Below are 26,666 nucleotides of genomic sequence, written 5' to 3'. Positions count from 1 at the left end.
CAAACAGATGGCGTCAGATTTCCAGCCCCTGATCCCGCCGTCTCCCGAACGACCAGTCGACACCGCCATCATCACGGGCGATCCCCGAGACCTCCCTGCCCCGCTGTTTTTCCAGCGAGGGAGTCCACGGTACGAGCTGAAAGCCAAGCCCGTTATCGATCATTGCCATCCGACCGGATGCCAGGACGAAGCGCTGGCGATAAGTCCCTGACACATACTCGCCTGTACCGGATGGCTGATGAGCAAACCCCTGCTCCGCCTCCAGCCGTCGGGCCAGTTCACCGACCTCCCTTTCCCGGAGCGTGGCAATCATCCCGCGCGGATAAATGGTCTTCTCGCCGTCACGTCGCGCCAGTCCCTGCTCGACCAGATGAGCGCTGCGCTCGCGCAGAGCATCGCGGACCTCCGCCCCGAAGCCCGCCTCACCCAGCGCCACCGGATCACGGGCGACAAGCTGGCGGTCCAGCCATGTTGCGCCACGTGCCTGCACCTGTTCGCTGATCGACAGGTCCGAACGCATAGCGAGCGTGGTCCGTCGATGACCCTTGCCATCCTCATAGTTCCGCAATTCGACTAAACCGCCGGGCGGGACATCCCCGGCAGCCTCCAGCGAAGGCAAATGGACATGATGTGTCCGCCCATCCACGCCATCGATTACGGCATAGGCGTTCCCTTTCATCTCATCATCCAGACCACGTGCGACCAGACTCCCAATTACGGGCTCGGCCAGTTCTTCCCCGGCCAGCACCCAGGACGCCGAAGCGCGTTCGATCCCCTGCTCGCTCAGACCGCGATGGATGCGCTTGATGATGTCATTGCGCTGACCCATCTCGCGCAAGGTGACCTCCGCCGTTTCATCAAGACGCCATTGCCCGGCACGCACCTCATGGGCGAGACCCATGCGCTCCAGACGCCGCAGCCGTCCGACTTTCATAACCGCGAAGGCGTCAGGCTGCCGGTCGGGAGATGGCGCCAGATCGATAATGCCGCGTTGATCCGCGTCCTGCTGCAACTGCCGGTCCAGCTGGGTCCAGCGCTCCGCCTCGACCTGGCGCTCCACGTTCCGGCGGATTTCATTTTCAGTGCGCGGGCCGAGTTCGAGGGTAACAAGATTCTGGGCACGGGCACGCAGGCCCTCGCGGATATAATCCTTCGAGATGACCAGATCCTCGCCAGCCTGATCCTTGCCCCGCACGATGACATGGACATGCGGGTTGTCGGTATTCCAGTGACTGACCGCCACCCAGTCAAGACGCGTGCCGAGATCCTGCTCGGCCTGCGTCATCAGTTCCCGCGTGAAAGTTTTCAGATCCGCCATGTCCACCGCATCCTCAGGTCCAACGATGAAGCGGAAATGATGCCGGTCATCCTGACACCGCTCGGCAAATTCACGCGCGGGCACATGGTCGCGCTCGGCCCCGAACAGCCGGGCCTTCTCCCCGTCCTTCGTGACACCTTCACGCTGGAGATAGGACAGATGGGCACGCAATGTAGCCCGTGCGCCATGTCGAACCACCCTCGCCTTGACGATGGCAAGCCGGGTGCGCCGCGACAGGAGACGGTTGGCACGCGCTGCCGCTCCCCTGCCCCGCCCGAAGGTCGATGGTCCCTTGCGTCCGTTTGCCGATCCCGGACGCCCCATGCCCCCGGCCCGGTTGGTCGCGGCCAGCACGCGCCCGATGAAAGACCGGCCTTGGCGGGCACGGGTCGAGTGGATGCGACCGGGGCGGACCCGGAAATCGTCATCGCGGGCCATGACGGGCCGCACCTTGCACTAACATATTGAAAACAGGGCAATCAGGCCGCCTGAGACCTTGACGCGGCAAAATGACCTTGTGAAAAACCCAGAAAAACTGCCCTCCCCAACCATGCCGCACCTTGCGGCTTTTATCTTGCGTTAAGCCCCAGAGACCCGATCCCCAGGACAATCGCCGTTTCCCTGCCTTCTTGCCCCCCTGCTGCGAGGGCTTCCGCGCATACCTGGTCATGGTGCCGGCCCCATCGAGACGGGCACGAACAACGCCTGCGACATGTCAGCCAGTGCTTTCGGCGCATGCGGGAAAGCCCCGGACGAACGCCATATGACGTGCCCCGCAAACAGCGTATCCTCCGGCTGATTCCGCGCAACAGTTGCGTCGATGTGGTGCAGAACGTCTGCAGACAACGTGCGTCCGTCCAGCAGTTGCGCAACGGACGCCACGTAATCCCGCGTCTCCTGCGGCAAGGGCCGCCCCGTGACGAGATGGGCTTCATAACGCCCCGGACCGGCATTGTAGGCAGCCAGAAAGCCCGCATCCCCGTAGCGGTCATGCAGCATTCGGAGATAGCTGGCCCCGGCGAGGATGTTGTCCTGCGGATCGAAAGGATCGGCACCGAGGCCGAGATCATGCTGCAACCCCTGCCATGTTGCAGGCATGATCTGCATGAGACCCATCGCGCCCTTTGCAGAGATCGCATGCGCATCCCGACCGCTTTCCACCTGCATCACCGCACGGATCCATTCCGGCGGCAGGGCGACACGCAGGGCGGCCTGACGGATCAGCCCGTCGATATCCTGCGCACAGGCCGGACGTGCCAGAAATATCAGCGACGCTACCAGTCCCGTGCAGCACAGCCGACACAGGATGGAGCGGGCACACACATGGGAGTTGCTGCCCTTTTGCCCTGTTCCTGCAGTCAGGCGCATCATTCGCGGGTTCCCTGACGTTTCTGCGGGCGGCTCCAGACAAGTTGCCAGACCCGTCCGCCACGGCCCGACTGGAATAGGGTCGCGCGTACGCTCTGTGCCAACGACGGGTCATCAAGCACCACGACGATGTATTCGCCGGCCCGTTCGCCGGTGCGTGTCCAGCCCGCGCCGACTTCGGGGCCGTCGCTGCCATCACCGAGATGGATGCGATAATCAGGCGCGTTGCCACCTTCCGGCGTCTCGATGCGCACCAGTGTCAGTTCGGCATCCAGCGAGAGTGTGCGCAGACGTCCGGAAAAACCGTCTGCCGTGCGCGTGAAGAGTCCGATCTGGGCCATGTCAGTGATCCTGCAAAAAGCGTGGCGAAGAAAGGCCGGCGGCAGGCACGGAATCTGCGGCAACCCATAGCGGGGTCGCGCGCCCGATCACGCTGCTGACCGGAAGTGGACCGAAATACCGGCCGTCCAGACTGCGGGGTTCGTGCGTGTTCATCACAAAGATTTCGCGCGCATCGAGACGGTGACAGCCCTGCCAGACAGGCAATGGACACCCGCGATGATCAGTGGTCAGTGCCTCGCCGACACCCAGTCCATCGACGACGATATGACTTCCCGTGCGACAGACAGTCTGTCCGCCAATCGCCGCCACCGGTTTGAGCAACGGCACGCCACGCGGCAGATAGTCACCACGCGCCAGCCTGTCCGCATCGCCTTCCGGCAGACGAAGCGCCACCAGATCCCCGACATGAGGCAAGCGTTCGGGGTGCAGGCGATACAGACCCGTTGGCACACTGGCCGTAGCGTTCCAGATCAGGCGTGGCACCGGATGCAGGGCCATCGACAGGCCCACGCCCAGCGCTGCGAAATAGGTAGTGAAGAACCAGCCCCTGCGCGTCATGGCACGGTCCTCCTACACAGCCATGCCTCATGCCGGGCGGTCGTGTAGGACGGCACGATGCCGCCTTCCCGCAGACCGTTGGCAAGCTGCTGCCAGTAGGATGGACAGACATGCACGGGATTGATCCGGCGCCGTTCCAGCGCGTCGATGACAGCAAGCACGGTCCGGACCTGCATCCAGCCGCTGCGATGCAGCAGACGTTCCGCACCCGTCGGCACGAAAGGCAGACGTTCCCGGGGCTCACCCGCATGGGGGGCGCGCACAATATCGATGCAGCAGGCTGCCGCCCCACACTCCGCCTGTGTCCAGCGCAGCAGGGCGAACACGGCGCCCGGTGGGAAACACAGACGGCGGCGATAGCGATCGATCGGTTGCGTTTCCAGCGCATGACCAAAGCGCAGCCACTGTTCGATGCGCTTTTCCAGCCAGGTCAGTTCGAGATGCGTCATCACCTCGCGAGATGCGTGGTTCATGCGTGCCCTCCTGCAACAGGAGGACGGATGTTGGCCGCGCATTGGCCGCAGTTCCGCTGCATCACGACAGATCGGCTGCCGCCACAAACGGGTCGCTTCCCGAGCAGAAAGCCCGCTCGTAAAAAGTCATGTCGTGGCGCAGGACTGTCGGGAAATGTCGAGACGAATCCAGCAGTTTTTATGGTATTCGAGGACTCACGCGCGCGCCCTGGCGCGGTGTACAAGTACTGAATAGTTATAATATTTAGTACTCTTAGAGAGCGAGATTTTCCCCTTTTATAACAATCGACTATCTCAACATCCCATTCCCGATAGGCCGGGAAATCGATTCCTGATAGGCCGAATGGCATCACGAGTCCTCCACACGGTTATCCACAAGATCATGTGGATAAGTTTCGGAAGCAGGCATGAAATGAAGCACCGGAACGTCCCCCGACGGCGCCTCCAGCCGCAGTCGATAGCCCGGCAGGCTGTCTGCCGTGACGAGGCGACGGATCTCAAAGACGAAGCGGGGATAGGGCGAACGCGAGGCCGATTTCTCGTGCAGGTGCGGCAGATCAAAGGCCCAGCCGTCTTTCTGGCGACCGGCATGCCGTCGCACGAGAAGGTAGAGCCAGCGTTCAAAGCCACCGGTCAGCGTGAAATAGCGCGGATCGAGATCAAGAACCGCCCGGCGACCGACCGCATCGCACAGCCATTGCGGGAGAATGAGATCAAGTTCGCCCCGTCGTTCCTGCCAAGCGACAATCCACGAAAACCCGAGCGCACCTTCCCGGGTCTGGCGCAGGGATGTCGTGACACGGGTATCAGCAAGCCGTTCCAGTCCCGCCCGCAGCCGCGCGTAACGGGCGGACGTCTCGCCCCGGTCGAGAAAACGCAGGACGTCGCGCATGCTGCCCCGGACGTGCGGCGACAGAGGCTGTCCCCGCCGCCGGGCGGCAACAAGGGTCGAAACGGCCCAGATCAGGATATCCGCATCCCATATCGTCGCCATGGGCGTATCATCGCGTCCAGCTACGTGCATGGTGACGTGGCCCATGCGAAAGCTGACCGGCACGTGCCGCGGCGACTTGCTGAGACTGAAAAATGGCCACGACATGAGGTCGATCAGCAGGCATGGTGTGATAGGCCGCGATACGGGAAGGGATATCATGGCCCCCTCCCGTGCTTGCGGCTGCCAAGCATGCGGGCGACCTCGTAGGCCGTCTCGGACGTGGAGCGGCAGGCCACATTCTCGACCCACACGCGGATATCATCGACGTGATAGAGCACGCGCCCGCCCATCTTGCGAAAGATCGGGCCGCTGCCACGACAGCGGTAGCGCTCCAGCGTGCGTGGCGAGATGTTGAGTTTGTGGGCTGCCTGTGGCGTGGTGAGAAGCTGCTCGCGCAGGAAACTGTCCTGACGCGGAGGTGAGATCGTCATGTCGGCCTCCGTCTGTTCGGGCGTAACCACGCGGAGCTTCGGCAATAATTGTCGTGCGGGAGACGTGCGAAAAACGACCGTTCCTTTGGCGCGTACGGTCCTGTCGCGAAAGCAGGATTGGTCAAAATCACGCGCGCAGACGGAAACGGCCCGGTCGCAGGAGGGAGACATATTCGCGTCGGTCAGCGAGACGTGTAGCCCGCTTCAGCAGGCGTCCGACACGCGCACGCTGGGACGATGTATCCCACTGCCGGGCATTCATGGTGCGGACGGACGGATCCAGAACCCGGCCGATCTCACGCTGCGAGGCCCCGGCCATACGCCCGGCATATGCGCAGATGACATCGGCCATCCGCCAGACATGGTAGGGCCGGAGCGAGAGCGAGCGTGGCAGGCCGGGAACAGATGCACCGGTGAGACGTTTCAGAAAACGTCGCAGTTCTGCAATACGGATTTCCTCAGCGCCGTCCAGAGGGATGAGTGCTGCAGGACGGGCAGACGCCGCCCATCCCTGTATCTGCAGATGATGGGCACCATCATCGGGCGAGATGACAACGACAAGGATACCGGGCTGCTGTTCCATCGGGGATGCCCCGTGAAGAAAGCGCGCGGGGATCGTGCGAACGTGAAAGTCTTCAGGGGCTTCGACAAGAATTGTCACACCCGGATAGACTTCAGGGCTCCATAATGCAGGCTTGATCCATGCGGGAATATCCGGATCAGCCGGAACAGGATAACCCCCAGTGGTGAGCGAAATCGCCCGCCAGTTCATAGCGTACCCGAAGGTCCGTAAGTGTATCGAGGTGCTGGCGAAGATGGTGGTATCCGGTCACATAAGCAGGGATATGCCGCAGCAGTTCCTGTGCCAGTCCGGGACCATTGAGCAGACGCAGATGCTCGCGGAAGCGTGGATCGTGCCATTCCAGGTGCTCGACCATGACGGACTCCTCCCATCTGTGGCCAGAATTACCGGTCTGGCGAGAGACGGAGGGAGATACCGTGAGAAAGGCAGTGCATGACCATCGCGATACATAACCGTAACGGAAATGACGCCTAACGCTGCCTTCCGGGCATGGGGGCTTGGATGATGGCTATAGTTATCGCGACGAAAAAGGGAGTTCGGGGCTGAAAGAGGCCGTATCGCCAGAGAGGTCGGTGCCATGCCACACCAGCGCATTCTGACAGGGTCGTGATGTCTCATGATCCTGCCTGTTCCAACTGACCGATAAGTCTGCCCTGCAAACCTGAAGTCCCCCGTCAGGCGGGGGGCTCGGCATCGCGTCGGGCAAGCGCCTCTTTGAGTTCGTGCTCGATCTGTCGGCGCTCGCGACGGCTGAGGTGAAAGCTGGTCAGTTCGGCGCGCAGCATCTGGATATGGTCGTGTAGCGTGGTCATCGTCCTGCTCCTTTCGTTTCTCGAAGACAGGACGGACGGCTCATGCCGGGGCGGACCGGGTCAGGGAGCGCCGCAGGCGACCGGCTCGCCGGCGCGTGGGGGAGCCGATTTTGTCTGGCGCGCCCGGCACGGGTGCGTCGGGCAAAATTGGGGGCACCGCGCGTCCTTGACGCGGTGCGCCCTCGCGCATGGTACAATGGGAAGGCTGAGGGAAAGCCTCATGTTCCTCCTGCGTCTCACGTCGGGCGACCAGCACGATCGCCCGCGCCCTGAAAGAGCCCGCCAGAAAACCCGGAAGGCCCCGCCCGGAGAGACCGGGCGGGGTTGGTCGTGGGAGGTTCAGTCCCCGTTCCGGCTGCGCGGCCGGGTCCAGATGAGGGAGTAGCCCTCGCCTTCCTCGTCGGTGAACAGGTTGGCGAAGATCGGGGCGGCGAAAGAAGGATCGTCCAGCTTCAGGCTCAGATAGGTACGGCCTTCGCTGGAGCGGCGGGTCCATGCGGCGCCCAGTTCCACGCGCCCGAGATAGACGCGGTAGTTGGGGGCGTTGTCGTTGGCGCGGTTGGTCTCGGCCACCAGGCGGACATTGCGGGCCTGCAGGGCCAGGGTGACGATTTCGCCTTCAAAGCCCTCGCCCACCTTCTTGAAGGAACCGATGTTAGCCATTGTCGTATCTCCATGCTGTTATCGGGCCGCGACCACCGTGGCCTCGATGGCGATCGACCAGCCGGAGGCGAGCGGCAGAGCACCCTTCAGGGCCGCAGCGCAGCGGAGGACGGCAGGACCAGAACTTTCTTGGCTCGCGAGGAATGACGGCGCAGCCGGCAGGGGAAGAAAGTTCCGGAACGCCGTTGCGGCCAGCCGATCGAGGCGCAGCCGGTCTTCGGCTAGATCAGCCATCCGACAGAGGCCATGGTGTGCGGACCCGACAGCCCCAGAAGATAGGATGCCGGCATGACCGGTCCGACAGGTGGGGAACGTGCGACATAGGAGAATATCGCGCTCGACCGGTGCGACCGTCTTCCATGCTGATGGCGCGGGCTGCGGCCTGATACCTGCCCCGACTGCCGCGTCTCTACTGCGAACGGTTCGGGCCGCATCCTATGGCCCCATCGTTCCAACGAAGGCTGGCCAGCCAGTTGCCCGCTGGACGATCCTTCTTTCGCCGCTGCTGTTTCGACCGGTTCACCGACGAGGAAGGGAGCCATCGCCTCCCTCATCCATCGTCCCCGCAGCGAGAACGGTGAAAGAGGTCACACTCCGCCCCCGATCTCTCTGGGCGGGGCCTTCCGGGGTGCGAGTAGAGTGCGCACCCCAAATACACTATCCTGTCAGGTCGTGGTTAAAATCCAACTGAACCTATCAACCACACGCAGTAATAAGTAATATACTATAATTCGCGTCACAGTCAGGATAGGAAAGACCGTGCGGAAAGAGTTGATGGTGGAGGCACTCTGTTGGGAAACCCAGAGTAAAATACATGTCTCTTATGCAGAAAAAGACAGACGCCTCAGTTGCTTTTGTCCGGACGAGCATTGCCTTGTCAGAGTTTACCCAAAGACAATCAAGAATACGTTTTTCTATGCGGAGGAGGGACATGTAACTGGATGCCCTAACGAAGCGGAAAGTCACTCTGATCCTCTTCAACCCGGGGAAGCCAAACCGAAACCTAGTATATTACCTCCGACCCCAATACCGAACTGTCTCGGTATGCCACCACGCCCACAACGGCGAATGCCTCCTTCAAAAGAACAATTAATCGCATTGTCCCGTACGGCAAAAGCATCTCGCCCACTTTATCCTGCTACGATGTCGAAAATTGTCGACACATGGTTCAAGATACCCGAAACCGAGCGGGAAGCTCATTCTCTGACTATTAACGACCATCAATGGAATTACAAATCTGCATTTACATATATACGATATTTACAAAACGATATAAATATTCTGGACTGTGAAAATCATATCATCTACGGAGACGCCACAGTCTCTCGGGGCAAACATTATTACTTTTTGTCGTCCATAAAACGGTTTTTGTTCAATGGCGAAAGTTTGCCATTGCGCTTTGATGTGCCTATTAGAAACCCTTGTCTAAACAACTTGGCCGACTACGTTGGACAACAGGTGTTGTTCTTTTGGCGCGGCGTCATTCCAGCAATAAACGCCAAACATACTGCATATCAATTTCTGCAACCGGACGACACAAATTTACGTGGATTGATCATTCATCCCTCTCAATCAAAATAGTTTGAATAAACGCTCACGCGCCAGCCTCCCTGTGGAACCTCCAGACCGGAATGCCCATTTGCTTGGCCTTGTCGGCCAGATTGTCCTGAATGCCCGATCCGGGGAACACCATGACGCCGATGGGCAGGACTTTCAGCAGAGCGTCGTTGCGCCGGAACGGGGCGGCCTTGCCATGCCGGTTCCAGTCAGGTTTGAAGGCAATCTGCGCGACATCACGATGATCGGCCCAGCGGGAGGCAATGAATTCCGCCCCCTTGGGTGAACCGCCATGCAACAGCACCATGTCGGGATGCTTCTCGCGCACCTTGTCGAGACGGTTCCAGATCAGATGGTGGTCCTCGTAATCAGGGCCGCCCGTGACCGCGATCTTGGGGCCGGCCGGCACGAGCAGTTCGGTTTCGGCCTTGCGGCGAGCGTTGAGGAAATCACGGCTGTCGATCATGGAGGCCGTCAGGGTGCTGCGGCTGACCAGCGAGCCGGAACGTGGCCGCCAGGGCGATAGGGTCAGGCGTTCGAACTGGTCGCAGGCGAGGTCGCGGAAGATCTCGTAAGCGTTGCGTCGCTCCAGCAAAGTCAGCCCCTCGGCAATGAGGCGTTCCAGTTCCACCGAGCGGATCTCACTGCCATCCTGTTCCTGCTGGCTGCGTTTCTGCGCCTGCTCGTTGCGGTCAAGATCACGCTCCACCTGCCCGACCATGCGATGGAAGACGTTGACCGTGGACCAGAGCAGCGGTTCGAGATCGGGTTCCAGCCGCGTGTCGGTCAGCGTGGCGGACAGCGCGTCGAAGATATCGGCGACCGCGCCCTCGATCTGGCTGGCGTCGGGCAACGGCCTCGCGTCCGGCTCATCCTCGAAGGGACGGTGGCCGTAAAGCTGGAGTTCGGCCAGCACGTGGGCGGTGGAAGAGGTGGCGTGTGCGGGTTCAAAATCGTCCGGTGTGCGGGTCATGGATCTGTCCTCCGGTTCTGGCCGCGCCCCTCGCGGCCTTTCCGGGGGCGGATAGCGGCAGACGAAGGCCGGGCCGGAACCGCGCAACGCGCGGCCGGAACGCAGAGGAGGATGGCAGGAAGACGGCTATTTTGCTTCGCGATGCAAAGCGCGGACGCAGTCCCGCGCGGCGGAAAATAGCCGGCTCCGCCATTGTAGGGCCGGCCTGGCTGACGCCCGCTCCCCTTCCAGAAAGGCTGCGGGCGCGCCCCATCCGGAAACAGGACAGCCCCGCGCCACACGGGAAAGAAGACGGATCTCACACCCCCTTCCCGGCCCGCCTCAGTGCGCAACGGGTTGCAGAAACCGCACCACGTCCTGCGGGGCAAGCTGGGGATGCAGGATCGCCCGCATAGCGCTACGCCCGAGGTAGCGGAGATCATCGTTAAAATCCGCCAGACGCGGTGACAGCACGAGGCATTCGATCCCGGCTTCCTGCGTCCGGGCCATCAAGGTCGCTACTGCATGATCCCCGGCCAGGTCGTCATCACGCAGCACGTAGAGGCGGCGCAGCGTGGCCGGAAACGCCATGGCGGCGAGATGCGCCGAGGACAGGCAGGCGGCCAGCGGCAGATCGGGCATGACCTCATGGAGCGACAGCACCGTCTCGATGCCCTCGCCTGCCGCCATTACGTCAGACACCGTGCCAAAGCGCACGGCATTGCCAAGCAGGTCGCCCATCGCCCGACGCGGCATTTCGACAGGCGCCTTACCGCGTCCGTCGCGCGCCAGCCAGGTGCGATGCACCCCGGTCACAGTGCCGTCGAGGTCGGTGACGGCGGCAATCAGCGCGGGCCAGGTCTCGGTCGAGCTGTCGGTATCGGCGCGATAATAGCAGTCAGGATGAAAACGCAGGGATGACAGGGATGACAGGCGCGTCAGGTCACGATGCCGCAGCCAGGTTTCCGCCAGCGTGCCGACGATCGGACGGGACATGGCCCAAAGCCGACGTGCGGCGTCTGCGGTGCCAGATGCCTGCCCCGAAATATCGCGGCTGAACGCATGGGAACGGCCGCGATCAGGGGCCGGTCGTGGTGCCGGTTGCGGCAGGCTGAGGAAACGACGTGCCTCGTCGGCAACATCACGAAAATCGAGCAGCCCGAAACTTTCGCGGATGATGTCAAGCAGATCGCCATGCTGCCCGGTCGCGCCATCCGTCCATTTGCCCGCACGGCCACGTCCGTCCGGTCCACCATGCAGGCGGACATAGAGCGACCGTCCCAGCGTGTTATGAACGTCGCCGACAAGCCAGTAATTGCCGTGCCGTCGGCCAGCGGAGAGGTAATGACGGCACACCGCCTCGGCGTTTTCGCCCAGCCTGCGGGCCAGATCACCAGCATCCCATGGCGGCATGTCTGTCATTGCACCCTCCCTGCAGGCTTGAAGACGCCATAATTCCCCCGTAACGGCAGGAGCAGCGGGTTTCGGCCCGACAGATAACGAAGGATAGTCCCATGAAGATTGCCGATCTGGTCGATCATATCGCCACCACCACCGACACGAGCAGGACCGATACCCGCAAGGTGCTGGACGCGCTGATCGAGACCATGACCGCTGCTGCCAAAGCGGGTGACGAAATCACCCTGCCGAACTTCGGCAAGTTCAAGGTCAAAGAGGTCGCCGCCCGCGAAGGCCGCAACCCGGCCACGGGTGCGACCATCCAGATCGCGGCCTCGCGCAAGCTGGCCTTCACGCCTGCCAAGGCGCTCAAGGACAGCCTGAACGACTGACCTGCCGACAGGTGAAAGGCGGCGGACCCTGTCCGCCGCCCCTTCCCCATCACGCTGGCCTCTGATGATGGACGCATTCATCCGACCTTCTCCATCAGTTTGCGTGCCCTGCCCTCAAAATCCAGCCGCGTATCCTGATTGGTCTTCGTCCGCGCCAGCGCCGTGATCCCCTGCACGAAATCGAACACGCTCTCGGGCTTGCGTCCCTCCTCGTTCAACACCGTCTCAATGATTTTCGTGGTTTCCGGTTTGGAGAACCCACGACGCCGCAGGAAGGTTTCCCGATCGTCGTCGGTCTTCGCCACCAACGCCCGGCGCGAGGCCTGAATGCCCGAGGTGAACGAGACCGGACTGGCCGTGGCGAAATTCCGGAGCGCCGGTGTCGCCTGATGCACGAAACGCGAGGCTGCGAACTTGCTATGCCGGATCGTGATCTGTTCGAAATTCTCCACGCCCCACAACATTCTGTTCTGGCACACTCCGCGCAGATAGAATGACGCGATGCCAAGGCTCTTGCTGCCGACTTCCGAGTTCCAGGCATAGAAGCCCCGGAAATAGAGATCGGGCTCACCATTGGGCAGGCGTCCCGCCTCGATCGGGTGTGTATCGTCGACGAGAAACAGGAATACATCGCGATCCGATGCGTAGAGCGTCGTGGTTTCCTTCGTGATGTCCACGTACGGATTATGGGTCATGGTGGCCCAGTCGATGACACCAGGCACCTTCCAGTTGGTATCGCCTGTGCCATCGCCGGCGATCTTCCGCACCGCGCCGACCAGTTCATGGTCCCAGATACGGCCGTAATCCGGCCCCGTGACGGCGCGCAGTTCGACGCGGCCGTCCTCGGTTTCCAGCGTTTTCACCAGTTCTGCGCGGTGCGACAGCAGCCCGTGCTGTAGATTGATCGCCGCCAGTGGGGCCGGCAGGTTACGCAGGTACGACGATGGTGCCCCCACCAGACTGCACATCTGGCCAAAGGACCAGTGCGTCGGTGCGATCGGCTCATGTTGTCCCGGCACGGTCAGGGTCAGACGCTCGGCATTGTCGCGAGCAGCCTCGACACGGATGGCGCGGCTTTCCACCGTGCGGGCCGTGGCCCGATCCGCGCGCGCCAGTGTGGCGGCGTGCAGATCGGACAGCGAGAGATACCGCTCGTCATCCGGGCGGGAAAACCATTCGGACGAGACGCGGGCGCTGCGGGTGCCACGGGACGGATCAATCCGGAAGCCGCCGGAAGCTGCACCATGGGACGCAGGGGGCAGGATGGTGGTCGTGGTCATGGAAAACTCTCCTCTATGCCGGTTATTCGGCACCAGAGGCGAAGCCGCCCTCTTCCTCTTTCCGGGCACCGGACATGAAAAAAGCGGCTTCCGGGTATCGGAAGCCGCTGTCTCAAAGTTCCAGACCTCATAAAGGCTACTCGGCGGCGATAGCCTCCATACCCTCGTCCACCGTTGCCGTTTCAACCGGCACCTGCTCTGCACCACCTGTCGTGCGCAACGCCTCGGGCAGCCAGCCCGAACCATCCAGCAGCCGCTCGGCCTCGCGGGCCATGTCAGGCTTCTTCAGGTGGGCGATGCGCTCGGCCGCCTCATCGCCGCGCGCTTCCCGCACCGCCTGCAGGATACGGGCCTTGGTCACCCGACCGAGATAGTTCTCGACCGTGGGCTGCCAGCCCGCCTCCACCATGTCGAGACTGAGGGCCGATGCCAGACGGTCTGCCCGTTTGAGACGCTCGGTGACGCTGCGCTGGGACACCGCGCCGTAAGTGGGCATACGCTCGTAGAGCGCGTTGACCCCGAAGGACAGGCAGTGGGCCAGCAGAGCCATGCGGCTGGCATCGTCCAGCCCGTCGATCCAGCGCCACAGCGCATCCTCGTCATCCGGCAGATCATGCTTCCAGCCCTCGTTGCGCTGACGCAGCGCATGGGCTGGAAGGCTGCCCGGCATGTCGGGCGAATGGATCGGCAGCGGGATTTCCCGGACATAGGCTTCCAGGCAATCCGCGCCGGATGTCTGCCAGTAAACATCGCGCACCAAGGTGTGCAGCAGTTCGGTCAGGGCGATATGCGGGTTGCCGGCAAACGCATCCCGCAGGGCCAGCGTGCGCCAGGCCGTCAGTTCGGTGAGCAACCGGTCGGGCAGCGGCTTGATCCCGTCTTCTTCCTCGGGTTCGACGTCAGCAGTAACGCTATCGCTCACTTCGCCTTCATCGCCACCATAACCCGTAAGACGTTCATCCTGCCCATCATACGCGGGGTGATCGTATTCATCCGAACCATAGGCATTATCGGTCTCTTCCGGCCCAGCCGGCATGTCCTCGGGCAGCACGAACCCCCGCTCCACCTGCAGCGTGCCATCGCTGTCGAGACTGACAAAAGCCCCTGCCCGCGCCATGTCAGCGGGATCGAACGCCAGAGGCCGTTCTTCCAGGGCAAGAATGGCCTGCTCGATCTCGCCCAGTCTTGCATCCACCTCATCGGGGTATTCATCGGCCTGAGCATATTCGGCCTCGATAGTTTCCTGCTCGACACGCAGGGCTTCGAGACGGGCTGTCTCTTCATCGGTCAGCGGCATTTCCGTGCCGTCGATCTCAGCGAAATGCCGTGTGTGACCCCATGGGAATGACAGGGCGGTTTCAATCCATTTCCAGCCCTCAGCACGGATATCTTCGGCGGCTGCGTGCAGTTTTTCCATGACCAGCCGGTCCAGAATGGCCGGATCCTGCAGCCAGCCGCCATCATCGGCCTCGAACAGGTCACGCATAACGTGGCCACCAGCGGCAAGATAGGCATCCAGCCCCACGAAGCGGGCACGGGCGTCTGAAACGCGCACGGTCTTTTCTGTCAGCATGCGGCGGATGACATAGGGTTCACGGTTATGGCTCTGGGACACGATCTCCCAGACCTGCTCCTGCCGGGCATGGTCATCGCTGATAGAAAAGGCCATCAGCTGTTCCAGCTTCATGCCGTCCTGCTCGTAGATCTCAAGCAGCTTGTCGGACACGGTCATCAGCCGCAGGCGCTGTTTGACCACGGCCGGTGCGACGAAGAACGCTGCGGCGATTTCCTCTTCAGACATGCCTTTTTCCAGCATGTCACGGAAGGCGCGGAACTGGTCCAGCGGATGCAGGGCTACCCGCTGGACATTTTCGGCCAGGGAATCATCTTCGGCGAGAATGGCCGATCCGGCCTCGCGCACCACGCACGGCACCGGGGCAGTCTTCGCCAGTTTCTTCTGCTTCACCAGCAGTTCGAGAGCACGGAAACGACGCCCACCGGCCGGGACTTCATAGGTACCGGTCTCGACCCCTTCGCCGTCAAGGATGGGACGGACATTCAGGCTCTGCAGCAGCCCACGACGCTCGATGTCGCGGGCCAGTTCCTCGATCGACAGGCCGGACTTCACACGCCGGACGTTGGACTGAGACAGCACCAACCTGTTGAACGGAATATCACGGGAGGAACTCAGGATGATTTTGGGAATAGCGGTCGCCATGGCGAAAAACTCCATGACGGGCGGACAGGAGACTCTCTCCCACCCTCTCAACCCGTCATGAAAATCCGCGCAACCCTCTGACTCCGAAGGCTACACCCAAGCCAGCACGCTCGCCCCTTTCCCGGCAGAAAAATGTCGCCAATGGGGGGGAATTCGGAATGTCGGTTATCAGTTTATTGTTGTCCGATATCGGACATTCACGATGCGAGATTAACCCGAATAGATTGCCTCTAAGTCCGGTGAAATCGCCAGGAAGGCATCGCTCATAATCTGACGCATCCAGGGATTATCGACCGTTCGCTGCCAGAGGATCGATACAGAATAGTCTCCCAAATCAATGGGTGCCGCGCAGACAGTAAGGCCTGAAACAGCTGCGAGGCTCTGGGCGGCATGAATTGGTAGTGTGGCAATGGCACGCGCCCCGATCAGGAAGGGAGGAAGGGCAGAAAAATGTGTCAGCGCCGATTGCACCCGTCGTGAGTGACCAAGATCTTTCAAGGCTTGATCTACAATGCCTTCGCGACCTGAAAACGAGACCAGAAGATGTGGCAGAGACAGATAATCTGTCAGTGTTAGCGGCAGTGTAAGGTCGCAGGCGACTGGATCAAGCAGGCAGGCATAACCGGACCGCCCGATCTCCTGCTGCTGTAATCCGGAGCGCACATTTGGCTGTGCGACAACAGCAAAGTCGATTTCTCCTGCTTCGAAAAGAGCCTCGACGCGATGTTTGTTGGCCTGTCTGAATGTCACCGAAACCCGTGGGGCTTCCTCTGCCAGACGTTTTGCGATCAGGGGGCCAGCCGCGATCTGGAAGTCGTCGGACATTCCCAAAGAGAAATGCTGTCGGCTGGTTGCCGGATCAAATGCCGTGACGGTTGAGAACGCTGTCTGGATCAGCGTCGCTCCGTTTTGTAGCGGTTCCGCCATGGCAATTGCCCGAGGGGTTGGTTGCATGCCGTCACGTGTGCGGACGAACAGGGGGTCATCCGCCGCTTCCCGCAGGCGGGCCAGAGAAGCGCTGACGGCTGACTGGCTCAATGACAACCGTTTTGCGGCTCGGGAAACGCTGCGCTCTTCCCAGAGCGCCAGAAAGGTAGTGACCAAATTGAAATCAAGACGTGAGATATCGACCATAGTGATTTTGACTATCAAAACAATCAATTTGCCCGATAATGTGAGAAAGTCCACTCTCCCCGTCATTGCAATTCACCATATCCATGAGAGATCCGGACATGAGCCAGCGTCGCGTCGCCGTTATCCAGGCAGGAACCAGTCTCTTCGACACCCCTCGCACACTGGATCGGATGGAGGCCCATTGCGAAGCCGCAGCAGCACAAGGCGTTGAGCTTGCAGTTTTTCCTGAAGCGTATGTCGGCGGATATCCAAAAGGTCTGAACTTCGGTGCTGTTCTGGGAAGCCGCTCCCCTGAAGGACGTGAGGATTACCTTCGATACTGGAAGTCAGCCATTGACGTTCCGGGAGCAGAAACAGCGCGGATCGGCTCTTTCGCGGCGAAAATGAAGGCCCATCTCGTTGTTGGGGTTATCGAACGTGATGGGGCTACGTTGTATTGTACGGCGCTTTTTTTCGGACCCGATGGGATGCTTTTGGGCAAACATCGCAAGCTGATGCCGACCGGCACCGAGCGACTGGTCTGGGGACAGGGAGACGGTTCGACCATTCCGGTATTCGAAACAGAGATTGGGCGTATCGGGGCTGCGATCTGTTGGGAAAATTACATGCCTGACCTACGTCAAAGCATGTATGCCCGTGGCATCAATCTCTGGTGTGCACCTACAGTAGACGAGCGCGACATCTGGCAGGCGTCCATGAGGCATATCGCTTATGAAGGGCGGACGTTTGTTCTCAGTGCCTGTCAGTATATGACGCGCGCGGATGCGCCGGAAAATTATACCTGCCATCAGGGTAACGACCCAGAAACCGTTCTCATTCGTGGCGGAAGCGTAATCGTCAATCCGCTCGGTGAAATCATCGCAGGTCCGATCTATGATCGTGAAGCCATTATTACGGCGGATATCGATCTGGATGATGTGATCCGGGGGAAATACGATCTGGACGTGGCAGGCCATTACGCCCGTCCTGATATCTTCAGTTTGCAGGTTAACAACGCCTGTCAAAATCCAGTATCGTTCTCTGCGCAAGAGATCGATGCTCCACTTCTGACGATGAAGATCGAATAAAATGACTGCGGCCTCTATCGCCTTGCCGTAACTACTGAAGCCCTCCTTTTAGATGTCACGGCAAAGTCCGTATCTGGGGATGAACTGCTATGGGGAGGAGAGCAGAATGTCCGGTCATCGGCAATGAAGAGAGAAATCCATCAGACTGACGCCTAACTGATCTCCAGCAAGTTTTCATCTCTACACAAGGCTAAACAGCGAAACTATTCGAGGATTAGTTGGAGTGGGGGTTGCGCTCGAATACGTTTTAACACGCGCTCTTTTAACCGTGAATCAAAGCGGGCTGCCTCTATGAGATTGTTAAGTGCCGTCCGCACATCATTAATAAACGGAATAAAATTCAGGATTACAGTATCATCACGAGGCGGTTCCTTTTGAGCGGGGATTAGATTATCCACCCCATGCCCGATCATAATTGATCCAGTCCGACCGCGCCCACTGGGCTCGCCATACAAGCTGAAGGCATGTGCCAAACCACATCTAAGAATGCGGTACATCTGCTCCGGCAAGTCCTTGGAGCCGCATCTATAGGTGAATTGAGAATATGCTTCCGGAAAAAAATTATTGATGAAAGACGTGAAATATTCGCTGCCTGACTGGCATTTTAATTTTCCTGTTCTTTGATCTATGACATGAATCTTGGTAAGTGAGGCAAGATAATCCAAGGATACCGATAGCCCTACAAAATCCCAAGCGGTACCACGACTATCTCTTTCTAGTTCTAAAAATCTCTCAAGCATATAACTCTTAAATTTTTCGAGTTCATCATTGTTTTCTAAATTCATAATTCCAAACTTACTATTTGAGTTTTAGAGTAGATCAAATTTCTTGTTTCAGTGGCCAGTGAGGCTGATCCCGTTTCGGAAACGTCAGTGTAACAGGTTTACGGCCGATATGAGAGTTGAAAGCGGCAACTTCTGCTGCCTTCTTAACCGAGCGCCTCAGACGCCAGATGCGCAACTGCCCGCTGAGTTTCCGGAGCAATCCCATCTTCGATAAACCAGACTGCGGACAGGCCGCTCCAGGCATGGATCCATCGCAGCAGTCGGACAGGCTCAACACCCGTATGTGAGCTGACAAGCCTGATCCTTTGCTCGAACCTTTGTGGAGAAATAGCGTAGGGGCGCTGTGAATCTGCAAGATCGAGATTCAGAAATAAAGCAGCAAAATCAGCGGCCCTTTCCCCGTAAAGGCCCTTCGGGTCGATCGCGCGCCAACCTCGCGCCCCAAAATCCAGAACGTTGCCGTGATGGAGGTCTCCGTGCAAGGCGAGTTGCTCCTGTGGATCACTTAATAGCGTGTGGGCCTGGCGGCCGCAGTCTTTCAACCATTCTACGTTGTTCGGCGAGAAATCGAGTAAGTCCGCGAACCAGCTTTTCAAAGACCGCATTTCTTCTTGCTGTAATCGTGAAGCTGAATGCAGAAGTTCCGCTGTCGCACAAAGATTTCGCGTCGCTTCATCGTCTAAGCCTGCGTAAACAAGGTCGGCGAGAGTGCCACCGCTAATTGCTCTTTCCAGAAGAAGAGCGCCTCGATCATGTTCTATAACTGCGGCAACACCCTGCCCATTCCACAGTGCCATGAGATGATTGCCGCGAAGTTCATCGGGGTCAGAAGTTACTTTCAACATAGCCGGGGAGCCGTCGCGGGTGGCCGGCACTAAGTAGGAACTTGCTGTCTGAACAGGCGCACCATCGGCAACTAGATGCCAGCGTGACATATAAACGGTGGCCGCCGAAGCAAGGGCAGTATGGTGCTTGGTACCGGGCATGCGAAGAGCATATAACTCTCATTCAGTGTCCGCTATTGGGAAACGCTTGAACCACGCGCTACGACTGTCTTGAGGGCGTATGCCGCCTGTCTGCTTCATATTCCGTGAGCGGACAGGCTGCATAGGGGGGGGGAAAGCCGAATGTCCGATGCTGTTTATGGAAGAGCAACAAGCAGACACTCTAGCATCCAAATAGAACATGCTTCGTTTATGAAAAATCAGTGATGGAACAAATAACCAGAACTATAAGAATTGAAGGCCGCCGAAATGAAGATCGAGATTGCAAATCTCACCTATACCTTCCGGCCAATGCCTTTTCTTATTCGCATTCCGGCTACATGAAAACGTGCTTTTAGATCCTTCCATACATTCTGAACAGTATCAATAAGATGTTGATAGAAGCTTGCAGGGATAGGCGAATGATTAGAGAAAACAACATTGGTGTCTGAAACTATTGCGACCTGTATGACATCACCTCCAATGGTGGTCTTTCCTGCGGCTTGACTTGCGGTGATCCCACCTCTGATAGCATTGACGGCGAACGTGACGGCGTCCTGTTGTGACATATCCGCGTGGTAACATTTGGTTTTTTTATTTATATATTTCATAATGGATGTAGTGTCACCAAGCCATTCGACATAATAACAACTCGATGGAATCAAGTAATTCATTCTTTCCTCGAATACACGACGGTCGCCGATCCGACGCAGTTTCGAGACCCCCATGCAGGAGGCAGCAGAATCGTATCCCGCCAATAGGAAAGTGTTTCCTCCGGCGCAGGCCCCAACGTTATTTTTCGGAACGCCACCTATCACTCCACTCAGAAATATTTGAAGATCATTTGACGTAGTTGCAAGCGGAGTTCCAGTCCCGGATGGGGTAAACCCAGATAATATTCCGTCCCAATATTTACCACCCACCATTGCAAGACCGCAGTTGGCAACCACCGCATTGGGGCCGACCCGATGCAACTTAACTGTCGCGCTATTGAGCGTGTTCTGACCTCTTGAGGTTAGGCTATCGGCGGCTATAACGAAGCAATCTCTTGCCTTGAGACATACTATTAAAGTCATATTCCATCCCTTAACAAACGGCCTTGTTTTGCGCCGCGCTAAGCAGGCGTTTCCCTTCACTAAATGACTGGGGAATCTAGGCCATATATCCGTTAGCAACCCTTGTCGAGATTCACAGGAAATGCTGGCCGCATGAATAGTTGCTTTCAGCGATCCCCTGCTTACCCAAAAGCATCCAACATGTGGTGACTGCCGCCTGTCTGCTCCCACAAAGTAGAACAGACAGGCAGTTCAGTGGGGGTTAGTGGAAAGAGTGCTATCCAACACCACAGGCCGCAATACGGCTATTTGGTAGACGGAATTTTTTCGATATTACACAGATTTTCCAGGCATTTTACTTAAGTCAAAATAACTACTATTGTGAGACACTCTAAATTCAACCTCAATTTTTTCACCGGTATTAATAGTATCTTCGTTCTCTTTTGCCGAATATATTTCGTGGAGGGTTCTACTTCTAATATTCAATATCTCAGTGGATGATACCCATCCCTTATCTTTCCATAGTGTATAAATTTTACCTTCGTAAGGAACTTCTTCTAATTTCCACAAATGAAATGATGAAAAACAATGATCTGTGCTTGATTCATGCTCCGCTCCGGTAACGCAGAAATCTCCCAATACGGGAATATTGCTTGTTGCATTCTTTGCATGCGACTTTTCCTCGTAATATTTGTAACTCACGATTTATACTCCTTTGTTCTGGAGTTTCTATCATGACCTACACCACTGTTCGACTAGATTTAATAGAATACAGATATACGAAATTCGTAGACTTCTAAAAACATAATTAATACGTTCTGGAAGTTTCTGATAGAGTTGAATGTACAAGAATATTTATTAAAATTATGTCCGCTTTCGGAACTTACAAACGTAAGGTTGAATGACCGAATTGTAGGCGACTGCTGCCTGTCTGCTCCTGTATCATTGAGCAGACAGGCCGATCAGGGGGGTGAGCGGAATGTCTCCTATTCGCCATAGTAGGCAAAAATCCGTCATTCATTTCATGATGCTCAACGCGGTTCGCCGCGACAGCCTCGTCTTTTCATAGATTGAGGTGAAGATTGGCGCTCAAACGAAACCCATGTACTCAGCTGCTCGGCGTTCGATCCGTTGAAACTCGAGGTGTTCTGGATAACCATCTAGGCCAATCACCTTGATAGGCCCCGGCGACGGAGAGTGCATACATACGATCGTTGCCGTTACGGCGTCGTCTGGAACGATGGCCTCGTGATAAACATGTTTTTCTATGCGGTAGCAGTCACCCGCCTTGAGAGTTTGGATATTACTCACTCTTGCCCGTACTCGCTCAGCAGTTTTTTGCAAAACATTCGCGGTATTTCTGACATATTTGTTGCCAGCGTAGGCCACTTCGTACACAGGCTGCCCTCCGGTCGTTACTGCCGAAACGTCATAAAGAACGTTCTTGATCTGTCCTGTGAGAATTCTGCTCTCAATTATTTTGTCGTGGGTGTGAATCATCCCCGGCATGCCAGTCAAAGTTCTTGGTCCTTTCGGCCACCAATGAAGCCGCCAGTCTTCGAACCCGGACCTGAGGAGGACTACGGCGAAGCCGTGTGGGTGAACCAGACAGGTAGAATCTGATCCCTTCACCCACGACTGGAGGCTTGTAAACAGGGCAAAAGTTGAAGCCGATCTGACGTAATCGAGCGTGAGCGGAAAAGGAATTTTAACGGGCATATGGCGAGGGGGCAGTTTTTGCCTTCGCCGCGCCAGCGCTGACAGTTGCTGGCACGGAAGATCCGCCAAACATTTCTTCCAATGTTGTCGGCAATGACAAGCCATTGCTTCCAGGCCTAACCTTTATCGCATCATCGCGCGTCCAATTGAATTCGGTCAGGAAGGCTGCGTAGGCGCTATCATCGCGGCGATAACGTGACGCTGTATCCTTGGGATCTTCCCGGGTGACGATAAGCTCGTCTGATGATCCGTCAATTCGAAAAGTCGAAAGTCGATCGCTCAAATAAAGATCAACCTTAACTAGGCTGCTGTGGTTCACCACGGTATCGATCAGCTTCAAGATCGTCGCCAACACCTCCTGCTGCACATATTCTTTTGTCCACACCTTGGCGTCAAAGGAAGTACTTTTCCGGTAAGTCGCGTATTTCTCGCATAAAGCGTCATTACGAAAATTGAGTAACACTACCTCGATTTGGACAGGCCTGCGGGACTTTATGGCGCTATTGACGAGTACAGGGAGAATTTCTGCCCTAAAATGGCGGCCAGTGCGCACGAACAGCTTATAGTCTGCCGTGTTCTCGGCTATCTGCCTAAGGGCTTGGCCGACATCTTGAGGCAGCAGCTCTCGGGCGGAAGCTAGTTCGAAGGGGTCTTCGAAGAAAAAGGCAAGATAGAGCGCAGACCCAAGGGAGAATATGGCGCTGGTGATAATCGAAACTAAGACACTAATGAGCAGGTTCCAGCCACGAGTGTCCGAAGTGAAGCAATAAAGAATCCATACGACAAAACAGGAAACAATGATAATTAAGATCGATGAAAACAGGAAAAATTTACGCTGGTAAGGCGAACTCATAACACCTGAAAGCGACATTTGATCCTCTCCGTTTTGTCGATATTAAACGCAAAATGCCATCGAAACCAAGCTGCTTCGATGACCACCAAAATCGGATCAGAGCCCGATCCGAAAGTTTTTGAACAATACCAGTCAGTTGTGATTCATCCGTCTTTGCAAAGAGATGGAGTGAATGGTGGCATGGACTGGTATTGCCCGACGTGAACATAGCCGGGAAGGACTGCGGTATCCATCGGATATGACGGACGGGGAGTGGGCCTTAATCATGCCGTTCGTGCCCCCGGCGAAACGGGGCGGTCGCCCTCGCACGACGGATATGCGCGAGGTTGTCAACACCATACTCTACATAGCGTCGGCCGGGTGCGCGTGGCGCCTGCTGCCGAAATGCTTTCCGCCGGTATCCACTGTCAGGCGCTACTTTTACGCGTGGCGTGAGGCGAGACTGTTCGAAGTCATGAATACTGTGCTGGTCATGACCCTGCGCGAGATTGAGGGGCGCGAAGCTTCCCCGAGCGCGGGCGTGATGGATAGCCAGTCGGTGAAAACCACGGAAAGTGGCGGGCTTTCTGGCTATGATGCGGGCAAGAAGGTCAAGGGCCGCAAGCGTCATATCGTGACGGACACCTGTGGCTTCCTGATCTTTCTCCTCGTTCATGCCGCCGATATTCAGGACCGTGATGGGGCCGTTGATGTCCTGGCAGCAATACGCAGGCGCTTTCCCTGGCTGCGCCACATCTTCGCCGATGGCGGCTATGCTGGCGACAAACTGCGATCTGCACTCGCCTCCATGGGAAAATGGACCATCGAAATCATCAGGCGATCCGATACGGCAAAGGGCTTTGAAATCCTGCCGCGCCGCTGGGTGGTTGAACGGACATTCGCCTGGCTGGGACGATGCAGGCGGATGGCCAAAGATTGGGAAAAATCCATCGCCTCATCAACCGCGTGGACACTGATCGCTTCAATCCGCATGCTCACAAGACGGACAGCAAGGCATTGTCAGGGTTGAAGAACTTTCGGATCGGGCTCTCAGTGCTGCCCTCTCGGGCTCGAGAAAGTGTTAATGAAGTAAGTATATGAGGTAATTATTAAATAAATAAGTATTTATAGTAAATTATCTATGTAATTTGATACAAACCCAGATAATGTATTATAATATATTAATTATATTCGATGATCTGTATTGATAAAATATCAAAATTTCTTGGATGTCCCATATGAAAGCAAGAGGAGGAACAACCGCTATCCGCTACTGTGAGATCGAAATGCGCCACGCGGCTCCTGCCTCCAATCACAGTCAATCGACGATAGCATCAATACGAGGTTGAAGCTTCTGCTTTCGCTGAAAACCGTCAACGTAGCAGCGAACCGGAGACGACGGCCTTGTTCCACACTCTAGTCTATAGCGGTTTGCTTGATAATGTCGACTTTCGGGCAATGGTCACAGCCGCTTTGAGCGGCGACTACTGCCGGTCAACTTTGCGTCCACTTCGGGCCTCATGATTATTGATTGAAGCTGACAATCATCTTTTAGCTATCAATTTTCGAAGATTAATTTTATCAAATAAAAAAAAATAATAATTATAGATGCATTCCCCATGGCAATAAAAACAAAACCCATAATGCTTTGTTTTGTTGTTATATCTTGAGAAAAACTCGCCGATGAAAACATTAAAGTTGATACGGTAAGAAGTGATGTGGTGTTTATTTTTATGTTGTATCTCTCCAGCGTGAAGTAATTTATGCAGTACAATCCCGTGTACATGCCAACCATTATTGCTGTTGTTTTTGAATAATCACTTATTTGTTCAGACTGTGAGTAAATATTCGCTACCGCAAACGATATGAAATTATAAAAAGTCCACGCCAATATTAGAGTGCATGCTAGTAAATTTAAATAAATAGGACAGTTTTCTTTCATTGTGCGATCCTTGGGTCTTAGAGCCACGACTTGAAGAAATCTAGCTGCTTCGAGCCTGGTTAGAAATGCAAATTGATTGGCAGTCCGACGCACGTTTCCTGCGCTTCGGTAATCCGGCTCTCAGATTTAGCAGAATTGCGTCCGCTATGTAGAAGTCCGTTTCGGAGAAAATATGTCTGAGAAGAGGCGTAAGCGGACTATTTCCTGAGCCTGATGATTCCGAGTTCGTGCCACATCCACCCAAAATCGTAGGCAGCCATGGCACCGCCACTCCCGTGGGCGCGGACCGTAGTGTTTTCGATACCCTTCAACCAGATGGCCACCTTTTTACGACCTGAGGCTGTCTGGACGGCCTGGCGCGGCGTCATATCCCCCAGAGCGGGAACAGGCTCATCAAGCACCTGCCGATAGTGCCGCTCCAGCATCTGCCCGATAATCCGGGCTTCCTCCTCGGGCGGGATCTGCAGTTCTGGCGAGACCTCCCGTCCATGCGTCCTCCGGTCTTCCATCGCCTGCGCTGGCGTCATGATCTGCGTGAGCGGAGCGCGCACGAGATCTCCCAGACCAGCCTGCAGCATGGCACGGCCACGTTCGGCACGCTCTTTCGAGTTCACCTGCAGCCGCAACTGCCGCCCCTTAAGATCCAGCGTGCCCAGCACGATCGCACCATCATCCATCTCCGTGCGCAGGAACCGCCCGTTTTCATCTCGTCCAGCCTTGCCCACGGGATTACTCGGCTCTTTCAGCCAGTTCCAGAATGACCGGTTTTCCGGTCGCAGGGCCATGATCCCGTCAAGCACGTCCGCCACTGTCTTCTGTGTCACGCCCTTTGCCAGCGGGAAACACACTTCGTGGAAGACCAAATCCTCTCCGTCCCCATTGAACAGCGCTGGCCCCTCCATCTGCCGGGCCATGTCCTCCAGTGTCCGAAACAGCCAGGTCAGCGTGAACATCGGCGCAAGTTCATGCAGCGTCTGCGTATCGACTTTCGGAAACTCGGCCTTGCCCCGTCTTTTCCGTAGAGCCATGTAAAGGTTCGCAGCCAGATCTTCGCAGGCACCCCGTGAATAGGCGAGCAGCCCACCTGCCAGAATGGTCTTTCCATCGGACGGCACGAGACGTGCTGCAATCCGGTCCCACTGTTCCAGCGTCCGGGTAGCCGTGCCTTCATGCACCAGAACGGGTTCCCCACCCCGCAGCAGGTCACGCGCCATCAGGCTCTGGCCGGGTTTGATATCCGAGACTTCATACAGGCTCATGACCGAAGCCTTGAGGGCACGCATATAGGCGCTGTTGCGCGGCCCTTCCTTCCAGCCCCGCCGTTTGAGGTAAATGTCGACGAAGTTCCGGCCATCGTTCCAGTCCTGGCCGAGAAAATCTTCGAAAGCGCAGCCCCACAGCGTCATGGCAACGTCAGGGCCGATCATCTCCGCCAGCTCCTCGAAGGAGATGTCGCCCGCTTCCAGCGCCGGACCGATGTGATCGCCGAGCACTTCGCCAAAACACTCCTGCCAGTCCTCCTGACCGAGATAACGGATCAGTCCCGTGAGTTCGTCTGCGGCCATGGCTGCTCGTGCGTCTCCTGATACGGACAGCAGAAGGGCAGACTGTCCTGACTCGACAAGACAGGATCATACCCTGAAACAGGCGACAGGGTGCCCCGCTCTTAAATCACGCATTTGTGAAAGTGGACAAAATCGCGCCCCGGTACCTTTTCGTCTGTTTCCTATGTGTTTCCTGCGCGTGTTTCCCAAACGCAGAAAGCCGCCCTTACGGACGGCTTAACATGCTGATTATATTGGATAATATT

27 protein-coding genes are annotated in these 26,666 nt (G+C 57.2%); 4 read left to right on the top strand and 23 right to left on the bottom strand.

What is annotated here, in order from left to right:
* Positions 1–13: 13 nt before the first annotated feature.
* The 11 genes from HNO79_RS14250 to HNO79_RS14200 form a co-directional block, all read right to left on the bottom strand.
* Complete coding sequence (locus HNO79_RS14250) at positions 14–1,756, bottom strand: relaxase/mobilization nuclease domain-containing protein (RefSeq protein ID WP_214165644.1); 1,743 nt, start codon at positions 1,754–1,756, stop codon at positions 14–16.
* A gap of 228 nt (positions 1,757–1,984) precedes the next feature.
* Positions 1,985–2,689: a lytic transglycosylase domain-containing protein gene (locus HNO79_RS14245; protein WP_214165643.1), complete on the bottom strand. Its 705-nt coding sequence runs from the start codon at positions 2,687–2,689 to the stop codon at positions 1,985–1,987.
* Positions 2,686–3,027, bottom strand: a complete 342-nt coding sequence (locus HNO79_RS14240; protein WP_214165642.1) for a DUF736 domain-containing protein — start codon at positions 3,025–3,027, stop codon at positions 2,686–2,688. Before HNO79_RS14240 ends, HNO79_RS14245 begins: the two co-directional genes overlap by 4 nt.
* A 1-nt stretch (position 3,028) precedes the next feature.
* Entirely contained in the window at positions 3,029–3,586 is a 558-nt protein-coding gene (locus HNO79_RS14235; protein WP_214165641.1) for a S26 family signal peptidase, read from the bottom strand.
* On the bottom strand, positions 3,583–4,059 hold the full coding sequence (locus tag HNO79_RS14230; RefSeq protein WP_214165640.1) for a DUF2840 domain-containing protein: 477 nt from the start codon (positions 4,057–4,059) through the stop codon (positions 3,583–3,585). The genes HNO79_RS14235 and HNO79_RS14230 overlap by 4 nt, the downstream gene beginning before the upstream one ends.
* A gap of 349 nt (positions 4,060–4,408) precedes the next feature.
* Complete coding sequence (locus HNO79_RS14225) at positions 4,409–5,212, bottom strand: replication initiator protein A (RefSeq protein WP_214165639.1); 804 nt, start codon at positions 5,210–5,212, stop codon at positions 4,409–4,411.
* Positions 5,209–5,484 (bottom strand): helix-turn-helix transcriptional regulator, encoded by a 276-nt coding sequence (locus HNO79_RS14220; RefSeq protein ID WP_207846266.1) that lies wholly within the window; start codon positions 5,482–5,484, stop codon positions 5,209–5,211. The genes HNO79_RS14225 and HNO79_RS14220 overlap by 4 nt, the downstream gene beginning before the upstream one ends.
* 127 nt (positions 5,485–5,611) lie before the next feature.
* Complete coding sequence (locus tag HNO79_RS14215) at positions 5,612–6,145, bottom strand: DUF2285 domain-containing protein (RefSeq protein ID WP_214176811.1); 534 nt, start codon at positions 6,143–6,145, stop codon at positions 5,612–5,614.
* 58 nt (positions 6,146–6,203) lie between these two features.
* Positions 6,204–6,422 (bottom strand): transcriptional regulator domain-containing protein, encoded by a 219-nt coding sequence (locus HNO79_RS14210; RefSeq protein ID WP_207846264.1) that lies wholly within the window; start codon positions 6,420–6,422, stop codon positions 6,204–6,206.
* A 319-nt stretch (positions 6,423–6,741) separates the two neighbouring features.
* A complete protein-coding gene (locus HNO79_RS14205; RefSeq protein WP_214165637.1) occupies positions 6,742–6,879 on the bottom strand; it encodes a hypothetical protein in 138 nt (45 codons plus the stop codon).
* Positions 6,880–7,218: 339 nt separating this feature from the next.
* Entirely contained in the window at positions 7,219–7,542 is a 324-nt protein-coding gene (locus HNO79_RS14200) for a DUF736 domain-containing protein (RefSeq protein WP_006560122.1), read from the bottom strand.
* Positions 7,543–8,316: 774 nt separating this feature from the next.
* On the opposite strand from HNO79_RS14200, the gene HNO79_RS14195 reads away from it, so the two are divergent.
* Positions 8,317–9,123: a hypothetical protein gene (locus tag HNO79_RS14195; protein WP_214165636.1), complete on the top strand. Its 807-nt coding sequence runs from the start codon at positions 8,317–8,319 to the stop codon at positions 9,121–9,123.
* A gap of 13 nt (positions 9,124–9,136) precedes the next feature.
* Here HNO79_RS14195 and HNO79_RS14190 read toward each other — a convergent pair whose 3' ends face one another.
* The gene (locus HNO79_RS14190) at positions 9,137–10,072 is read right to left on the bottom strand and encodes a DUF2493 domain-containing protein (protein ID WP_214165635.1); all 936 of its coding nucleotides are present in this window, start codon (positions 10,070–10,072) and stop codon (positions 9,137–9,139) included.
* Positions 10,073–10,393: 321 nt separating this feature from the next.
* Positions 10,394–11,473, bottom strand: a complete 1,080-nt coding sequence (locus tag HNO79_RS14185) for a DUF7146 domain-containing protein (protein WP_214165634.1) — start codon at positions 11,471–11,473, stop codon at positions 10,394–10,396.
* Positions 11,474–11,547: 74 nt separating this feature from the next.
* Here HNO79_RS14185 and HNO79_RS14180 point away from each other — a divergent pair, with 74 nt between their 5' ends.
* Positions 11,548–11,841 (top strand): HU family DNA-binding protein, encoded by a 294-nt coding sequence (locus HNO79_RS14180; protein WP_207846461.1) that lies wholly within the window; start codon positions 11,548–11,550, stop codon positions 11,839–11,841.
* A 77-nt stretch (positions 11,842–11,918) separates the two neighbouring features.
* On the opposite strand, the gene HNO79_RS14175 is transcribed toward HNO79_RS14180, so the two are convergent.
* The 3 genes from HNO79_RS14175 to HNO79_RS14165 all read right to left on the bottom strand — a co-directional run bounded on the left by HNO79_RS14175 (position 11,919) and on the right by HNO79_RS14165 (position 16,527).
* Positions 11,919–13,121, bottom strand: a complete 1,203-nt coding sequence (locus HNO79_RS14175; RefSeq protein WP_214165633.1) for a DUF932 domain-containing protein — start codon at positions 13,119–13,121, stop codon at positions 11,919–11,921.
* A gap of 136 nt (positions 13,122–13,257) precedes the next feature.
* Positions 13,258–15,339: a ParB/RepB/Spo0J family partition protein gene (locus HNO79_RS14170; protein WP_214165632.1), complete on the bottom strand. Its 2,082-nt coding sequence runs from the start codon at positions 15,337–15,339 to the stop codon at positions 13,258–13,260.
* Positions 15,340–15,549: 210 nt separating this feature from the next.
* Positions 15,550–16,527: a LysR family transcriptional regulator gene (locus HNO79_RS14165; protein ID WP_244987556.1), complete on the bottom strand. Its 978-nt coding sequence runs from the start codon at positions 16,525–16,527 to the stop codon at positions 15,550–15,552.
* A gap of 44 nt (positions 16,528–16,571) precedes the next feature.
* Between HNO79_RS14165 and HNO79_RS14160 the strand changes: the two genes are divergently transcribed.
* Positions 16,572–17,540, top strand: a complete 969-nt coding sequence (locus tag HNO79_RS14160; protein WP_275954922.1) for a carbon-nitrogen hydrolase family protein — start codon at positions 16,572–16,574, stop codon at positions 17,538–17,540.
* A gap of 203 nt (positions 17,541–17,743) precedes the next feature.
* Here the strand turns inward: HNO79_RS14160 and HNO79_RS14155 are convergent, their stop codons facing one another.
* From HNO79_RS14155 to HNO79_RS14130, 6 genes are all read right to left on the bottom strand, one after another.
* Positions 17,744–18,325 carry a hypothetical protein gene (locus tag HNO79_RS14155; RefSeq protein WP_214165630.1) on the bottom strand — a complete coding sequence of 194 codons (582 nt, stop codon included), beginning with the start codon at positions 18,323–18,325 and terminating at the stop codon, positions 17,744–17,746.
* Positions 18,326–18,468: 143 nt separating this feature from the next.
* Complete coding sequence (locus tag HNO79_RS14150) at positions 18,469–19,311, bottom strand: aminoglycoside phosphotransferase family protein (protein WP_214165629.1); 843 nt, start codon at positions 19,309–19,311, stop codon at positions 18,469–18,471.
* 293 nt (positions 19,312–19,604) lie between these two features.
* A complete protein-coding gene (locus tag HNO79_RS14145) occupies positions 19,605–20,384 on the bottom strand; it encodes a hypothetical protein (RefSeq protein ID WP_214165628.1) in 780 nt (259 codons plus the stop codon).
* Between the two features lie 312 nt (positions 20,385–20,696).
* Complete coding sequence (locus HNO79_RS14140; RefSeq protein WP_214165627.1) at positions 20,697–21,065, bottom strand: hypothetical protein; 369 nt, start codon at positions 21,063–21,065, stop codon at positions 20,697–20,699.
* Between the two features lie 387 nt (positions 21,066–21,452).
* Positions 21,453–21,872: a hypothetical protein gene (locus tag HNO79_RS14135; protein ID WP_214165626.1), complete on the bottom strand. Its 420-nt coding sequence runs from the start codon at positions 21,870–21,872 to the stop codon at positions 21,453–21,455.
* Positions 21,873–22,071: 199 nt separating this feature from the next.
* Complete coding sequence (locus tag HNO79_RS14130) at positions 22,072–22,953, bottom strand: hypothetical protein (protein ID WP_214165625.1); 882 nt, start codon at positions 22,951–22,953, stop codon at positions 22,072–22,074.
* Between the two features lie 154 nt (positions 22,954–23,107).
* On the opposite strand from HNO79_RS14130, the gene HNO79_RS14125 reads away from it, so the two are divergent.
* Complete coding sequence (locus HNO79_RS14125; protein WP_214165624.1) at positions 23,108–23,944, top strand: IS5 family transposase; 837 nt, start codon at positions 23,108–23,110, stop codon at positions 23,942–23,944.
* 1,109 nt (positions 23,945–25,053) lie between these two features.
* On the opposite strand, the gene HNO79_RS14120 is transcribed toward HNO79_RS14125, so the two are convergent.
* Positions 25,054–26,421, bottom strand: a complete 1,368-nt coding sequence (locus tag HNO79_RS14120) for a hypothetical protein (RefSeq protein WP_214165623.1) — start codon at positions 26,419–26,421, stop codon at positions 25,054–25,056.
* Positions 26,422–26,666: the final 245 nt, after the last annotated feature.

It is taken from the genome of Komagataeibacter oboediens (genome assembly GCF_018491655.1).
GTDB lineage: Bacteria > Pseudomonadota > Alphaproteobacteria > Acetobacterales > Acetobacteraceae > Komagataeibacter > Komagataeibacter oboediens.
Note: the sequence above shows the minus strand (reverse complement) of the source record. Positions and strands in the feature narration are given on the sequence as shown.

What these genes read in the sequence shown, in the direction of transcription:
- HNO79_RS14120 (WP_214165623.1), bottom strand. Translation starts at nt 26,421, where the DNA reads ATGGCCGCAGACGAACTCACGGGACTGATCCGTTATCTCGGTCAGGAG.
- HNO79_RS14125 (WP_214165624.1), top strand. Translation starts at nt 23,108, where the DNA reads ATGGTGGCATGGACTGGTATTGCCCGACGTGAACATAGCCGGGAAGGA.
- HNO79_RS14200 (WP_006560122.1), bottom strand. Translation starts at nt 7,542, where the DNA reads ATGGCTAACATCGGTTCCTTCAAGAAGGTGGGCGAGGGCTTTGAAGGC.
- HNO79_RS14205 (WP_214165637.1), bottom strand. Translation starts at nt 6,879, where the DNA reads ATGACCACGCTACACGACCATATCCAGATGCTGCGCGCCGAACTGACC.
- HNO79_RS14220 (WP_207846266.1), bottom strand. Translation starts at nt 5,484, where the DNA reads ATGACGATCTCACCTCCGCGTCAGGACAGTTTCCTGCGCGAGCAGCTT.
- HNO79_RS14175 (WP_214165633.1), bottom strand. Translation starts at nt 13,121, where the DNA reads ATGACCACGACCACCATCCTGCCCCCTGCGTCCCATGGTGCAGCTTCC.
- HNO79_RS14145 (WP_214165628.1), bottom strand. Translation starts at nt 20,384, where the DNA reads ATGACTTTAATAGTATGTCTCAAGGCAAGAGATTGCTTCGTTATAGCC.
- HNO79_RS14245 (WP_214165643.1), bottom strand. Translation starts at nt 2,689, where the DNA reads ATGATGCGCCTGACTGCAGGAACAGGGCAAAAGGGCAGCAACTCCCAT.
- HNO79_RS14195 (WP_214165636.1), top strand. Translation starts at nt 8,317, where the DNA reads ATGGTGGAGGCACTCTGTTGGGAAACCCAGAGTAAAATACATGTCTCT.
- HNO79_RS14155 (WP_214165630.1), bottom strand. Translation starts at nt 18,325, where the DNA reads ATGAATTTAGAAAACAATGATGAACTCGAAAAATTTAAGAGTTATATG.
- HNO79_RS14235 (WP_214165641.1), bottom strand. Translation starts at nt 3,586, where the DNA reads ATGACGCGCAGGGGCTGGTTCTTCACTACCTATTTCGCAGCGCTGGGC.
- HNO79_RS14130 (WP_214165625.1), bottom strand. Translation starts at nt 22,953, where the DNA reads ATGTCGCTTTCAGGTGTTATGAGTTCGCCTTACCAGCGTAAATTTTTC.
- HNO79_RS14170 (WP_214165632.1), bottom strand. Translation starts at nt 15,339, where the DNA reads ATGGCGACCGCTATTCCCAAAATCATCCTGAGTTCCTCCCGTGATATT.
- HNO79_RS14250 (WP_214165644.1), bottom strand. Translation starts at nt 1,756, where the DNA reads ATGGCCCGCGATGACGATTTCCGGGTCCGCCCCGGTCGCATCCACTCG.
- HNO79_RS14240 (WP_214165642.1), bottom strand. Translation starts at nt 3,027, where the DNA reads ATGGCCCAGATCGGACTCTTCACGCGCACGGCAGACGGTTTTTCCGGA.
- HNO79_RS14160 (WP_275954922.1), top strand. Translation starts at nt 16,572, where the DNA reads ATGAGCCAGCGTCGCGTCGCCGTTATCCAGGCAGGAACCAGTCTCTTC.
- HNO79_RS14225 (WP_214165639.1), bottom strand. Translation starts at nt 5,212, where the DNA reads ATGATATCCCTTCCCGTATCGCGGCCTATCACACCATGCCTGCTGATC.
- HNO79_RS14185 (WP_214165634.1), bottom strand. Translation starts at nt 11,473, where the DNA reads ATGACAGACATGCCGCCATGGGATGCTGGTGATCTGGCCCGCAGGCTG.
- HNO79_RS14135 (WP_214165626.1), bottom strand. Translation starts at nt 21,872, where the DNA reads ATGCCGGGGATGATTCACACCCACGACAAAATAATTGAGAGCAGAATT.
- HNO79_RS14230 (WP_214165640.1), bottom strand. Translation starts at nt 4,059, where the DNA reads ATGAACCACGCATCTCGCGAGGTGATGACGCATCTCGAACTGACCTGG.
- HNO79_RS14210 (WP_207846264.1), bottom strand. Translation starts at nt 6,422, where the DNA reads ATGGTCGAGCACCTGGAATGGCACGATCCACGCTTCCGCGAGCATCTG.
- HNO79_RS14150 (WP_214165629.1), bottom strand. Translation starts at nt 19,311, where the DNA reads ATGCCCGGTACCAAGCACCATACTGCCCTTGCTTCGGCGGCCACCGTT.
- HNO79_RS14190 (WP_214165635.1), bottom strand. Translation starts at nt 10,072, where the DNA reads ATGACCCGCACACCGGACGATTTTGAACCCGCACACGCCACCTCTTCC.